8 protein-coding genes are annotated in these 15,607 nt (G+C 44.1%); all 8 read left to right on the top strand.

The annotated features are described in order from the left end of the window. The 8 genes from ECHVI_RS17490 (at position 1) to ECHVI_RS23065 (ending at position 15,469) form a co-directional block, all read left to right on the top strand. Positions 1 to 690 carry a CIS tube protein gene (locus ECHVI_RS17490; protein WP_015267354.1) on the top strand — a complete coding sequence of 230 codons (690 nt, stop codon included), beginning with the start codon at positions 1 to 3 and terminating at the stop codon, positions 688 to 690. Beyond that, positions 687 to 2,435: a type VI secretion system tip protein VgrG gene (vgrG, locus tag ECHVI_RS17485; RefSeq protein WP_015267353.1), complete on the top strand. Its 1,749-nt coding sequence runs from the start codon at positions 687 to 689 to the stop codon at positions 2,433 to 2,435. The genes ECHVI_RS17490 and vgrG overlap by 4 nt, the downstream gene beginning before the upstream one ends. A gap of 149 nt (positions 2,436 to 2,584) precedes the next feature. Next, on the top strand, positions 2,585 to 2,875 hold the full coding sequence (locus tag ECHVI_RS17480) for a PAAR domain-containing protein (RefSeq protein ID WP_041738823.1): 291 nt from the start codon (positions 2,585 to 2,587) through the stop codon (positions 2,873 to 2,875). Between the two features lie 5 nt (positions 2,876 to 2,880). Beyond that, positions 2,881 to 3,297: a GPW/gp25 family protein gene (locus ECHVI_RS17475; RefSeq protein ID WP_015267351.1), complete on the top strand. Its 417-nt coding sequence runs from the start codon at positions 2,881 to 2,883 to the stop codon at positions 3,295 to 3,297. Positions 3,298 to 3,352: 55 nt separating this feature from the next. Next, positions 3,353 to 6,655 (top strand): baseplate J/gp47 family protein, encoded by a 3,303-nt coding sequence (locus ECHVI_RS17470; RefSeq protein ID WP_015267350.1) that lies wholly within the window; start codon positions 3,353 to 3,355, stop codon positions 6,653 to 6,655. Then, entirely contained in the window at positions 6,643 to 9,498 is a 2,856-nt protein-coding gene (locus tag ECHVI_RS17465; RefSeq protein ID WP_015267349.1) for a hypothetical protein, read from the top strand. Before ECHVI_RS17470 ends, ECHVI_RS17465 begins: the two co-directional genes overlap by 13 nt. 11 nt (positions 9,499 to 9,509) lie before the next feature. Next, positions 9,510 to 13,808 carry a PKD domain-containing protein gene (locus ECHVI_RS17460; RefSeq protein ID WP_015267348.1) on the top strand — a complete coding sequence of 1,433 codons (4,299 nt, stop codon included), beginning with the start codon at positions 9,510 to 9,512 and terminating at the stop codon, positions 13,806 to 13,808. After that, the gene (locus ECHVI_RS23065) at positions 13,805 to 15,469 is read left to right on the top strand and encodes a contractile injection system tape measure protein (protein ID WP_015267347.1); all 1,665 of its coding nucleotides are present in this window, start codon (positions 13,805 to 13,807) and stop codon (positions 15,467 to 15,469) included. The genes ECHVI_RS17460 and ECHVI_RS23065 overlap by 4 nt, the downstream gene beginning before the upstream one ends. Positions 15,470 to 15,607: the final 138 nt, after the last annotated feature.

Below are 15,607 nucleotides of genomic sequence, written 5' to 3'. Positions count from 1 at the left end.
ATGAGTGAAGGAAAACTGGAAAAATTGAGAATTGTCGCTTACAAGGATTCCAAGTTCACGGATGAAGTCGATAATGGAGAGTTCACGACGCTGCTCAATCCCGAAAAATACAAATTTCAGTACCGGGTGGAACAGAACGAGGATCAAGCAGCAGGCACCAGTTCTGCTCCCATTCGCTTCAATAAAATCCTTCCGCAGACCCTGGAGCTAGACTTCCTTTTTGACCGTACGGGGGTTATCGCCGGATACGAGGCAACTGAGAACGGCGTCATTGACGATGTGGCACATTTCAAAAAGATTGTCTACGAATACAACGGTGAAAAGCACAAACCCAATTACCTGATGATCACTTGGGGGAGCCTTCTGTTTAAAGGTTACCTCAAGGAAATGGACATTGAGTACAAACTTTTTAGACCCGATGGTACACCTATCCGGGCCATGATTACGGCCAAGGTAGGTGAGTTTGTAGAAGAGGAATTGCGAACGGCACAGGAAAACAATCAATCTCCGGATTTGACCCATTATAGAATGGTCAAGGATGGAGACACCTTGCCGCTCATGACCTACAGGATATATGGTGATAGCAAATACTACCTGGAAGTGGCAAAGGCGAATGGGCTGACCAATTTCAGAAACTTAAAAACAGGTACAGAACTTAGATTTCCACCACTACAAAAGCAGAAACAATGAACAATAGTGGTACCATCTCGACCAGTCAAAGTGTGGACCGTGTGACGCACAAAATTCTGATAGACGGGGAAGAAATTCCCGGTACCTACCAGGTGAAAAGCATTTTTGTGTCCAAAGAAGTGAACAGGATTCCTGTGGCGAAACTCGCGATCCTTGACGGTGATGCGGCTGAAAGGGACTTTAAAGTCAGCAATGCAGAGCATTTTATACCGGGCAAAGAACTAGAAATCACTGCTGGCTACCATTCGGATGAATCGACCATTTTCAAAGGTATTATTGTCAAGCATAACCTGAAAATCAGAAACAACCAGTCTCTTCTCCTGGTGGAAGCCAAAGATAAAGCCGTCAAAATGACCTTGAGGAGAAAGAGCAAATACTTCTATGAAATGTCGGATGGGGATATTTTAGAAGAATTGGCAAGTGCCCATAACTTGGAAACGGATATCGCTACCACCAATACCACCCATGCAGAAGTCGTCCAATATGATGTGACCGATTGGGATTTTATGATGTTGAGGGCACAGGCAAACGGTCTGATAGCGGTGGTGGATGACGGCAAATTGACATTCCAATTGCCCGATCTAGCAGCAGCCGAAGTGGAGACAGTAACTTTTGGTGCTACCGTGTTGGAGTTTGACGCGGAAATGGATGCTCGGACACAAGTGCCAAAGGTATTGGCCAAAGCATGGAATATGGCGGATCAAACCCTGTGGGACATCGAAGGGAATGATCCGGCACTGTCGACGAATGGTAATGTACCTGCCGGCGATCTAAGTGGACTTTTGGATGAAAGTGAGGTAATACTTCGCCACGGCGGAAACAAAAAAGACACGCTTTTACAAGATTGGGCGGATGCCAAATGGAAGTTCCAGCAAATGGCCAAAACCCGTGGAAGGATTAAATTTCAGGGCATCCCCGAGGTGAAACCTGGGGCAAACCTACTACTGGAAGGCGTGGGTGATCGGTTTAACGGCAAAGTATTTGTCTCGGGCATCTGCCACCAAATTTCCGAAGGTAACTGGACGGTAGACGCTCAGTTTGGATTTGATCCCACCTGGTTTGCTGAATCCGAGTCAAACATTCACACGCCTCCAGCATCGGGCCTTACAGCTGCCATCAGTGGTTTGCAGGTAGGGATCGTTACCAAGCTGGAAGAAGACCCAGACGGGGAAGATCGCATCAAGGTAAAGATCCCCATTATCAATAATGAAGAGGAAGGCATCTGGTGCCGTCAGGCGTGTTTGGATGCTGGTGAGGAGCGAGGCGTGACCTTTAGGCCTGAGCTTGATGATGAAGTGGTCGTAGGATTTATCAATGAAGACCCCAATGAAGCGGTGATTTTAGGAATGCTTCACAGCAGTGCCAAACTGAGCCCCATTCCTGGTGCCGATGATAACCATGAAAAGGGCATTCACACCCGCTCAGGCATCAAGTTTATTTTCAATGATGAAAAGTCCAGTGTGCTGCTCGAGACCCCTGGTGGAAATAAAATTTTAGTGGATGATGACGCCGGGAGCATTACGATCGAAGACCAAAACGGCAATACCGCCGTGATGGACAGCAGTGGTATTACCATGGAAGCAGCCAAGGACTTTAACATTAAGGCCACTGGTGATCTCAACTTGGAGGGTACCAATGTCAATGTAAAAGCCAATGCCCAGTTTAAGGCAGAAGGCAGTGCAGGTGCAGAAGTAAGCACTAGCGCCGTGGCGATACTAAAAGGATCCCTTGTGCAGATTAATTGATCTGGAATGTCGGGTGTTCGGTGTAGGGAGACCGAAGCAAAAGGGAAGTAACAGTGTGGCTTTGACTTTCGGGTTGTACAGTAATCAGCAGAAACCCAAGGAAAACGGGCGATTTAACAGCTAATGTCTAACATTTAATATCAATAAAAATGGGAATGCCAGCAGCTAGAGCAAACGATATGCATGTCTGTCCGATGATGACAGGAACCGTTCCTCATGTGGGAGGGCCAATAATGCCACCAGGTGAGCCGACGGTGCTAATAGGAGGCATGCCAGCGGCACGGGTAGGAGATATGGCGACTTGTACCGGACCACCGGACAGTATCGTCATGGGATCTTCCACCGTGATGATCGGGGGAATGCCAGCAGCGAGGCTAGGAGATACTACTGCCCATGGAGGCAGTATCGTGATAGGGGAACCAACAGTTTTAATAGGATAGAAATTATGGCAGATAGCAATGAATTTTTAGGAACCGGATGGAGCTTTCCTCCTGAGTTCAACAGGGACAGTGGCCGCCTAAAAACCGCTCTAGGCGTAGAGGACATTAACCAAAGCTTGGAAATCCTTTTTAGCACCAAACTGGGCGAGCGGGTCATGCAGCCTACCTACGGCTGTAACCTGGACGAACTCCTGTTCAATTCGATCAACAGGACCTTAAAAACCTACGTCACAGCGCTTATCAAAAACGCCATACTTTACCATGAACCCCGAATAGAAACAGAAAAAATAGACATTACACAAGGAGATGAACTGAAAGGAGAATTGCTCATCCATATTCATTACAGGGTGAGGGCAACCAATGCGCGAAATAACGTGGTCTATCCATTCTACATCGAGGAAGGGACGAATATTAATCCATAAGCAAATGAGCGACTTACTGATCATAAATGAATCATTTTAATGTGATCCAAAACCTATGAGCGCAGACTGCAATCATATTGTAGACATACTGAATCGGGATGGTACGGGCCGGCCTGATTTGGGCTTGGGGCATCTCTCCCCTGACAAGGTCAAATTACAGGATTTTGAGCTGGGGGATTGGTATGCTTTTGCCCTTAATTTTTCCAGGCATGTACATTACTATACCAAGGAATCCGAAAAAAAACCGGTAGGGGATTGGAAAAATTTCTTTGGTAAAATTCTGAAAGACACTTCTTGGTTAAATGATGTATCGGACCAAAAAAAACTGGAAATCCTTAAGGCATCATTTGATGACTTTTTAGTCGAAAAAGCACAGACCAAAGACCTTACGCCTCACCTGACCTTATTTGTATGCTTTATAAAGTTGCTACAGATCACCCAGGATCGATTCAATAAGTTAACCAAAAGGCACCTGGATTTTTATTATCAGGAAATCCTTCAAATGGAGAAGGAACCACTAAAGCCCGATCATGTTTATTTGATCTTTGAGCTGGCCAAAAACCTATCCAATATGAAATTGGATAAAGGCACCGCGCTGGATGGAGGAAAAGACACGGAAGGAACTAAGAGGACATATGTGACGGCGGAGGAAACCATCATCAACAAAGCACAAGTCCAGGCCCTAAAGAGTGTATTTAACGATGTGATAATCGATAAGGCAGCTATCCACCAATTGGATACCTCAGATCAAACCGGGACAATGGTCATGGCTCCGATAGCCAATTCCTACGACGGCCAAGGAGCAGATTTTCCAAAAGAATCCCAAAAATGGTGGCCTTTTGGTTATACTAAAAACTGCAATGCTTCCACACAGATGCCCTCGCTTCCCTCGGCACGATTAGGGTTCACCATCGGAAGTGAGCTGCTGTATCTCGCAGAGGGGAATCGATGGATTACCATGATCTTACAGTTTGAAAAAGACATTCTCGATGCTCCCATTTCTATTGACCAATTAAAGCAAGCCATAAAACCGGAGCTTACGGGTGAAAAGGGCTGGATAGGAGCAGAGACCTTCGTGATCGAAAATGAACCCGCTTTTATCGATGATCCTATCGGAAACCATAAAATTATCCTCCAAATTAATCTAGATGAATCCGCTGAGGCAGTCGTAGGTTATGACGCGGAGATTCACGGAGGTAATTATACCGTACAAAGCCCGTTAATCAGGGTACTTTTTAGAATCGAAAATAAGGAAGGCTATAACCTATATCGTTTACTCAATGAAAATCCTTTACAGTTGGTTACAATCCAGACTGACGTGTTTGATGTTCAGCAAATCCGAATTGAAAATGATCTTGGTGCTTTAAATCCTTCAAAGCCCTTTTATCCATTTGGACCTCGTGCTTTAAAAGGGGCAAGTTTTTCCTTGTCTTACGGGGAAGCGATGTCCAAACCACTCAAGGAGATCAATTTCAGCATGGATTATTTGAATACTCCGGATGATTTTGCCGAACACTATGTGGCATATAATGCTGCTCCTGTGCATAAAGAAATAAAGGAATCCCTTAAAAAAGAGCAGGCTAAGGAATCCCCGAAATTCAACAAGACAGTTATAGCGGATTATTATGATTCGAAAATGGAGAAATTGAAGGATTCTGCGCTTCCAAATCAAATGGTATCGCTAGGGCATACGGTTACCGGTGATGATTACTTCAAGGTCAACAAATACCCTGATGACGATGCGGAATCCCTCAGCTTGTTCCAAAAAAATGGAGCAGCATACTCCTCTGCCTTTAGCTTCAATAATCCCAAGTGGTCAGCAGGAGATGAAAAGTCACTTAAAATAAGTTTGGTCAATTCCTTTTTACATGAGAAATACCCTCATTATTTTACCATTGCAGCGATTGAGGGTAAAGATGGCATAAGCGATCCCAGTGAACTTCCCAATGAACCCTATACCCCTCTTTCAGAAAACCTTAGGCTCAATTATTCAGCCAGTGACACGATTGACTTTCGGTCAGAAAGTGCTGATAAAAATATACACTTGATCCATGAAGAACCCTTTGGGCATACGGCCGTCTTTTCTCCTGAACAAACCACGCCCACAAAACAGGTGCTGTTGGTACCGACCTTTTGTCATGGTGGAGAACTTTATATTGGCTTGGATAGTGCCCTCCCATTGCAACAAATCACTTTATTGTTTCAGTTTTTGGAAGGAAGTGAAAATCCAGTGGCGAAGGATATTTTTACGGGCAAACAACAGATAAAGTGGGATTATCTTAAAGAGAACGCTTGGGAAGAAATTAAAAGTAGTGATATCCTGCTGAATCAGTCTCCGCGGTTTTTGAAATCAGGAGTTTTCCGCTTTTCCTTACCTAAAGATGCGACCAAGGAAAACACTAAACTTCCAGCCGGCCTACATTGGATCAGGGCCTCCATGAAAAAGCCGTATGATGTCGTTTGCCAGCTGGTTGACATTAAAGCGCAGGCAGTAGAAGCGGTGTTTGAAGACAAGGGAAACACAGGGGATCATTTGACCAATGGGCTACCTGCCGGAAGCATCAGTAAGTTACAACAACGCATTAGTAGCATTAAATCACTGTCCCAGCCCTATTCTTCTTTTGGAGGAAAGGCACAGGAAGAGGATGATTCCTATTACCGAAGGGTAAGTGAGCGTCTCCGCCATAAAAAGCGGGCGATTACCTTATGGGATTACGAACATTTGATATTGCAGCATTTTCCTAAGGTATATAAGGTAAAATGCCTAAACCATACCTGTGAACAGGCTTTTCAGTCACCAGGAAATGTCACCATTATTTTGGTGCCGGATACGGTAAAGCAAGCGGTATACGATATTTACCAGCCAAGGGTAAGTCAAGCCACCCTGAACGAAGTGTCTTCCTTCATCAATGAATTGAACAGTTTTCATGTGCAGGCCAAGGTGATTAATCCCAATTATGAAGAAGTAAAAGTGGATACCAAGGTGAAGTTCCGGGAAGGATTCGATGTGAGCTTTTATGAAATACAGCTACAAGAAGACCTGAAGCGCTTACTCTCTCCATGGGCATATGATCAAAATGTAACGGTCCAATTTGGTGTAACCTTACACCGTAGCCAGTTGATCCATTATATGGAAGAACTTCCTTATGTAGATTATCTGGAAGATGTGAAACTCAAGAAGCGCAATCCCAGCAGTCCACCGTGTTCCCCTAGTTTTGAAGAAGTTTCCACCAAGGATTATATCCGTCCGCTAAACCCCAAATCGATATTGGTTTCTGCCAAAAGTCATAAAGTTACTCCGATTACGGAGACCTGTTCCAGTGAACCCCAAGAAACTCAGGAAAAATGTCAACATTAAACGAACATATCGCCATTCCGAGGGATCCCCATTCCCAAGATGACCTTGACTTTGATTTTTTAAGAAAAGAGGGCATACGACATATAGAGCAGCTGGGCAGCAAGCTATGGACAGATTATAATGTCCATGATCCGGGCATCACGATGCTGGAAGTATTGAGCTACGCCATTACCGACCTTGGCAACCGCATCAATCTTCCTATTGAAGACCTGATGACGCGCAAAGACGTAGGCCTGGAAGGACAGTTTTATAAGGTCGCTGAAATATTGCCATCGGCACCAACTTCAGCCAGTGACTATCGAAAACTCATGATAGATATCGTCGGGATCAAAAATGCATGGCTTAAAAAAGAAGAGGTCACCCTGTATGCTGACCTCAAAAATCAACAGCTTTCTTATTCCCCGATAACCGCTCCAGATGTGAAAGCTCACCAAAAAACTTCCTTTAACCTCAAAGGCCTGTACCGTTTCTTGGTGGAAACGGAGCATGGTGACAAAGTGCTGGGAGAGGACTTAAGAAAAGCCATATTTAAGGCTTTCCACAAGCATCGGAACCTGTGTGAGGACTTGGTGGAAGTAGAAGTAGTGGAAACGGTTCCGGTTTCTGTCTGTGCCAACATTGAAATAGCGCCTGAGGCTGATGAAGAACTGATCCATGCTCAGATCACCGTGGCTTTAGAAGACTACATGGCGCCATCACCGCGATTCCATTCACTCAAAGAAATGATCGAAAAGGGATATGGCACAGCGGAGATTTTTGAAGGCCCAGTCCTGTCCCATGGATTTTTGGATCCAGCTGAACTGGAGGCTTCTAAACTAAGAAAAGAAGTGAGGCTTTCCGATATTATCAATATCATCATGGGCATCAATGGAGTGAAGGTGGTGAAGGAGATTTCCTTAGGCCACTGTGATGAAAATGACGGCAAAGGTGATACGTCATGGGTTATCTGTATTCCCGAAAACAAAAAGCCCAAACTCTGCTCGAAGACCACTTTGAATTTTTTCAAAGGCATATTACCTGTCAATGTCAACAAATCACAAGCCGTTCAATACAGACAAGATATCTTGAAGTCAAGGCAAGATCAGGATGCCAAAGCCGGAATAGATAAATTCCCTGATATGCCTAAAGGTACCTATGGTGAATGGAGTGCTTACAGCAGTATCCAGCATGATTTCCCGGAGACGTATGGCATCAGTGACAAGGGACTCCCATATCAATTGGGCATGCAGCGCCGAGCGTTAGCCAAGCAGCTGAAAGGATATTTACTGTTTTTTGACCAGATATTGGCGTCTTATTTTAAGCATCTAGGAAAGGTGAGTGATCTCTTGTCGCTAGACCAAAATCCTCAAATGACTTACTTTACCCAAGCGGTAAAGGATATCAAAGGGGTGGAAGGGCTTTTTAAGGATCCGTCCATGTTGGAGGATGAGGAAAGGCTTACCAAAACCTTATTGGGAGCATTGGATGATCCTATTGTTCGACGAAATGAGATCATGGACCATTTGATGGCCCGTTTTGCAGAGAATTTCGGCAATTATGCCTTCTTGATGAAGCTACTCTACGGGAAAAGTACAGATGAAATTGTCCTTCAAAATAAATTGGAATTTCTGAAGGATTACGAAGAAATAAGCAAAAACAGGGGAGATGCGTTTGACTATTATGATCAGCCGAAATCCGAACTTTGGTACGACCATCAGGTAGTGCCGGAACCAGAAGCATTGAAAAAGGCTAATGTATCCGGTGCCCAAAAACGAATTGCCCGGCTAATAGGGATCAAAAACTATCAAAGAAGAAACCTGTCAAACCCTGCAGTAGAAATTTATAAATATGCGCATACCGACGGTGAGGACGTATTCAGATGGAGGATTCGCGATAATGATGGCCATATCTTACTCTCGGCGACCACTTCCTATACCAGCTATAATAAAGCAGGCCAGGAAATGTATTTTGCTATTCTAAAAGTTATAGAAACACAGGAGACAGCCATCCGGTACCTGTTGGATCCAGAGCATAAGCTGTATAGGCTTTTCGATACTGCTATTGAGGTGGGAGCATTTCATTTCCACAAAGCAGCGAGTTCGGATAAATACAGTTTTGACATTGTTAATCCAAACATTGAATCGGAGTCAGATCCTGAATATATCATCGCGAAGCAGTACCACTTTCATCAGGACAAAAAGACTGTGGTGGAAGCGGCGCTTAACCTGATCGATTTTCTAAAACGCAAGTTTACAGAAGAAGGAATTTTCTTGGTAGAGCATATCTTACTTCGTCCTGGCGAAGACGATGGGAAATATGCAGAAAAATGGGCAAGTGAAAGCAAGTCCTTTACCAAAGGTAAATTCCTCCCGTTTTGTACCGATGATTATGATAGCTGCAAGCTAATCGACCCTTATTCCTTCAGGGTTAGTGTTATTCTTCCCGGTTTCACCTATCGATTTGCCAATAAAGATTTTAGGAACTACCTGGAAAATGTCATACGAGAAGAACTACCCGCCCATATCGTGGCAAAAATCTGCTGGATAGGATACCGCGAAGGGGAAGAGCCAGCGCACCCTCAGGAAGATGTGGAAAACCCCGAAGAACCCCTCAAAAAGGAAAATCAATTGGTAAGGTTCGAAAAAGCCTACAAGGAATTTTTATTCGAATTGACAGATATCCATAAAAGAAAGGATAAGATCCCTTCCATGAATAAATACAATGAAACATTAAATGAGATGATTGCATCCTTGAACGGACTGCATACCATTTATCCAACAGGTCGTCTGTATGATTGTACGGACGAAGATGAGGACCTGGATGGAAAATTAATTATAGGAAAAACGAATTTGGGAACGCTTTAATCAATACCGTCATGGCTAATAAACTAAGTACCATTACCACGCAGTACCACACCTACAAGGTGGATCAGGTACTGACCCATACCCAACTGAATGAATCCATTGCTTTTTTTGAGGATCAGGACAGGCTGACCCGTGTATTTTTAAATGGAGTAGGAATCGTTTGTGGATTTAACGTCAGCAAACCCTACACCGGTACGGTTCGGATCACCCAGGGAATTGGCGTAACCACAGATGGAGATATGTTTAAGCTCCTTCAGGAAACGTCAGACCCTGAGCAGCCTGGGCTGGAGATGGTCACGGGAGCCTTGGACTATACCTATTTTCGTGAATTTGAAGACCTGCATGGCAATTATTCGAAGTTTACCGATGCCGACGACAATCAGCTGACCCTATTCGAGATTATTCCTGAAGCTAAGCGTACTGAGACGGATACCCCATTGACCGACTATGGGAACTTGGATGAGTGGATTGTGGTGCTGTATTTGGAAACCTTCTCGAAGGAAGCAGATATGTGTAGCGGAATTGATTGTGACAATCAAGGGGTGGAGCAAGTCGCTCGATTGAGGGTGCTGCTCACCAATGAAGAAGGTGCCCAGCATTTACTCTCTAAAGATAATATTTATCAAAAACTAAATGCCCAAAAAATCTACAGGGAGCTCAATAAAATAAAATTAAAGCGGGTCTTATTGTCTTCCTCCAATACACAGACGCTCCAAAAACTAGAAAACAGCTATTACGATTCCATTACGGATACAGAAATTGAAAAATTAGCCGATGGACTTAAGACCATTGCTGATCTATTTGGTGCTGATCTTCAAGTGGATAGGCTGAACTTCTTTAAGGAAAGACCTAATATCAAGTTCGTCAACCCATTCCAATACCATTACGATTGGCTTCGCGATGTTATCGCTACCTATCATGAGCTTATTGAGACCCTTTTTGCGCTCAATGCTACCTGTTTGCCGGATATTACCGCATTTCCCAAGCATTTATTGCTTGGCTATATAGGGAACATCGATCAATCAGAGCAGTACCGGCACAGCTTTTATAAATCCCCCATTACAGGGGATACATCCATTACGGCTAACATGCAATCTTTATTGACGCGGCTAAACATTACCTTAAGTGCTTTCCAAACCACTGGAAAAACCATTCAGATCACGCCATCACAATTCAGCGGCAAATTAAGTGAAATGGCCATTCCATTTTATTACAAGCCTAGTGGGAGCTTATTGGACAATTGGAGCTTTAAAAAGCAACAACGAAGAGAAACAGCAGAGATTTATCAATATGACCACAAGATACAGCAGCAGGAATCCATCGACCTGCCGGCATTGGAGTACGACTTGACAGGAGTGGACTTTTATCGTATTGAGGGGCATCAAGGGAAAACCGCCGACCAAGCACTCACAAACTTGAATGATATGATCCATCGGTACAATTTAGATTTCGATGTGAAGATCCTGTCGATCAATGAAGTCTTGGAAAACATTCGCATGGAGGATTATAAGTGCCAGTTCGAAGACCTAATGGTGCTGTTGGATGCTTGGAATCAGGAATTGTCCTGCATAGCGGGTAAGATTTCCAAATATTTTACCGAGCTGAACTTGGCCGAGGTGTTGGCAGAATCCGAAGAGGAGAAAAAAGAGGTTATACCAGAAAAAAAGACCAAGGATTACCGAGGACTTTACCAAGATGACACCATTACACTGGAAACGGTCATGGACATGATCTCCCGTGGGAAAATCACCTATGCCCAAGCCATCAAGTACTATCCAGAGCTTTTTAAGGAAGCCAAATCCCGCAAGACCAATAGTAAAGAAGAGTATTTTAAAAGTGTCACGGAAAATGTGGCTACCGAAGAAGGTAAATTCGGATTGGTAGTGGATAAAGTATTAAAAGCACAAAAGGATACGCCTTTTACCATTGATAAATTTAAAGTCGAAGCGCAGAAAGAGGCAGAACTCTTTATTGGTGAAATCGAACTTTCTGAAGAGGTCAGGAAAGCAGTTGTGGACAAACCCATTGACATCATCGGAAGCACGTTGGATATAGGACTAAAGATCCCGGAACGACTCAGTGAATTGGATGAGAATTACCTTAAAGGGTACGGTGAATCCATCGATCGACTATGCAAAGAATTATCCGCATTCAAAAGAGGCGTGAAGAAATTGGCCATAAGGGATCAGGTAAAATCCGAATTTCAGTCTCAAGCCGTATTTTTCTCTTCCATCTGTTGTGCAGATAAAAAACTGGCCGTGCTTCAGAAAGAAATCAAAGCGAGGAAAGAAAACATATTGGCAGAATTACAGCTTCATAACTTCTTGAAACACCATCCCGGACTGGACCACCGGGCAGGAGTGACCAAAGGCGGGACCTTTGTGATGGTCTATTTTTCCAATCAGTCCAATAATCAGGTCAATGCAGTAGAAGCGATAGAAGGCTTGACATTGACTGGAAGGGGAGAAATAGAAATGCGCAATAAGGCTGCGTTGACCAGTAAGATCATTAGTGACCATAAGCTTTTTACGGGAATAGGGGATTTTGCCAGTGATGCAGCACTGTTAGAAGCCAAAATGAAGGAATTGGAAACGGCGAACTTCCTTACGGACTTTACCAAGGCCCGGGCCATCGATATCCGGCCGTATAAACGAACCTTGAAGGACAAAACCATCATAGCCGACTTCATGCTGCCGTATCGCTGTTGTTCGGATTGTAACCCGATCAATTTCATTGTTCCTAGGCCGGTGGTATCGTTAGTGCTGAGGGCAGAGACTTACTGCTTAGGGCTAGAACAAGAGCCTGTTTCGTTCGATGTTATACCAAAAGACGGGACGGTAAGCGTAGCTGAAGAGGTCCCTGGAGTGGTAATCTCCGGGCAGTTTATCAGCATTGACCCGGAAACCTTCCCAACTGAAATGCTCGGTAAGCCAATCGAATTTACCGTAAATGATGAGCCGACCGATGCGCGGTTGGTGGTACACGAAGCCCCTTTATTTACGATAAAACTACCAGAACAGCCCGTCATCAATGGATTGGAAGTAAGCTTCCAGGCATCCCAAACTTTTGATAAGGCAAGTTACGATTGGGATTTTGGAGATGGTAGCAGTGCTGACATTCCAGCCCCCAAACACACATATGATCTCGGCGAAGAAGTCAAAAGCGTGACCATTTCCCTTACCATTACCCCAGAAAATGGGGCTTGTCCGGAGACAGTGAGCGAAGAAATCGAGATTAGCCATATTATCATCGATGACACCATCGACCTGGCACTCGAACCAAATGAATTCTGTCGGGACAGGGACCGTACACCTGTACCTTTTGACGTGGTACCTGAAGATGCTAGAGTGGAAGGAACAGGGGTCACGACCAATCAGGAAGGTAAATTTGTGTTCTCTCCCCAAATGGTACCGCAAAGTCAATTGGGGAAAGATATTGCAGATTTTAAAGTAAATGGGCAGGAGATGGATTTGATCGTCAGGGTTTACCAAAGTCCCCATTTGCTAATCGATACCAAAATAGCCCATCTTGGACCCAATGAAGGAAATACCGTAACCTTTACCGTCACCAATCCACCTACCGCAGGCAAGCAATATCAATGGATCATTGATGGAGAAGAGCAAGAAACCACGGAAGCCACCACCTATTCCCAAACGTTCAAACCGGAAGTGAAATCCATGAAGGTGATGGTAAAAGCACAACTTTCTAACTTATGCGAGGAGGCATCCTCAGATGAGATTACGGTGCAACTTGGTGATAGAAATGAAGGAAACTGTATGGACACCGGGAAAGCCACAGCGGAAGCGATGCTACGCAGTCACCAAGAATTTATGGCTTCTCCATCCTTCAAAGAGATTGGCCAGTGGGGACAAGAGACCATGCAAGAAGCTCTCAGGGTCATGAGTCAAGTTGTTCAGAACATGGACAGCATGCAGTCGGGTGAAGAAAATGAAAAATTACCGACCATTTTCTCAGATCAGCTTGATAAGCTGGTAATGTATATCATAGAGATGGCACCAGGAAATGGGCCAGGTGTGGGCCCCATGCAAACCTTGTATTCGGATTACATCCGCTTATTCTACCTGGTATTAAGATGTCAAAGTGCAGAAATGCTTGAAGCATCGCAAGAGCATGTTCAGCAGGTTATGGATACCATTACTAAGGGCTATAATACGTTGGCGGAAGCAGAAATTACATGGGACAGGGACAAAACCATGCTTGCATTTTATGAGGAAGTGATGCCATTCTTTGAAAAAGTAGAATATATCATGGACACGATAAATTCACAACTCGAAATCCTTAATAAGTGAACGACCTGACGAGCCATATTCTCCATAAAGTACTGGTGGAACTTAATGTTTCGGATCAGAAAACTGGTTTTGCCATCCAGAATAGCATTGCTTCCTTTGTGCAGAAGGAGCTGTTACCGCTATTGGAAGAGCATTTTAATGAGATGGAGCAGCAACTCCACGGAAGTCATTTGCAGATACCGCAATTTAATATTCATCTCCATGGTGGTAAAAAGCTGTTTAATTCCCAAGGCAGCACCTCTCACCAACTGGTCCTTGACCATTTATTGGAACAATTTAGTCAGCAAGTAGAACAACAATTGAGACAGTGGAGCAAAAAGGTGCGCCTCGAACGGTCATCATGGCAAGCGGTGTCTCCTATCACTATCCCATCTGATCTGCATGGGCAGGAAAAAACTGCCAAAAACAGGCAGCTGACCAAAAGTCAAAGGGATGCGGAATCCATCATCTATATCTTAACGCATGGCAGTAACCCTTGGTGGCTTCACGAGGATGAGCGGGTGAAGTTTTTTTCAGATTGGAGTAGGATGGATGCCTCCTTAAAGGAATGCTTCAAACAACCACAAATCCAATCGTTCTTCAAGGAAATAGCCAAAAGTCCTGCTATTCTCAAGCGGTTAATCCAACAGATTTCCAATAACCAATTGGAGAAAATTTACGGTGAATTGAGCCAATTTCACTATGAATTAACTTTTATTCAATCCTTTAAAACGTTGGTCAATACCACCGGAGATAAGCGCTTTAGAACCGTGTTTTGGCAAACCGTGTTCGGTAGCCTTTCAAGGAGCTATTTTGAGCGGAATTTTGTAACCGATGTGAAGCAGCTTTGGCAAGAAGGTTTGGAAGCCTATCCAGAAGGACACCATACCCTCATCAAGATAGTGGATCAGCTTATGCATGCCGCCAGCGATCTTCATCGGGTAAAATCGTGGATGAACAATTATGAGTATATACATTTCAAGGAGAAATATGACAGTTTAATTAAAAAATACAACGACTCAGAAACAAAACCTGTCAAAAACCATGGTAAAAATAATTTACTTCGGGAAATGAAAGCATTATGGGAGGGCAAGCATACAACCCGGACACGGCACACTTCGGCCATTGCCACTCCTGCGGAGATAGCGTCCACTTCTTCCAATGCAGATAAGGAAGAAAGCCAACTTGCAACAGGAATCATTGTAAACCAAGCGGGATTGGTAATGTTACATCCTTTTATCGGCCAACTATTTCGGTCCGTTAAGCTATTGGCGGAAGACAACACCATTCAAAACAAAACGCTGGCAACCCACCTATTACATTACGTAGCGACCAAACAGGAAAATGCCTTTGAACAGGATATGGTATTTGAAAAGTACAGCTGTAATGTAGGATTGGAAACTTCCTTGGAAAGGGAAGTTTCTCTTTCCAAGGATATGAAATCGGCAGCGGAAGAAATGTTAGCTGCAGCCATTGGACATTGGACGGCCCTAAAAAATACCCATGTGGATACCTTGAGGGCAGAATTTCTGTGCAGGCCAGGTAAGTTGATCACAAAAGAAAATCATCACAAATTGATCATCGAGCGCAAGACCCAGGATATCCTCATGGATCAATTGCCGTGGAACATAGGTTTGGTCAAGTTCCCCTGGAAGAAGCAGTTATTGTTTGTGGAATGGTAAAAAGAATCATTTGCTCGGTGTCTGGTGCGACGTCCAAAGACAGCAGCGGAAAGGACAGGTTAGCTGAAAGTCAGAAGGTAGGTACGAACTAGAGCATTCCCCATCAAGGGAGTAAGAAGCGAACGGAATCGGGTGCCC

The sequence above is a fragment of the Echinicola vietnamensis DSM 17526 genome (genome assembly GCF_000325705.1).
Lineage (GTDB): Bacteria > Bacteroidota > Bacteroidia > Cytophagales > Cyclobacteriaceae > Echinicola > Echinicola vietnamensis.
Note: the sequence above shows the minus strand (reverse complement) of the source record. Positions and strands in the feature narration are given on the sequence as shown.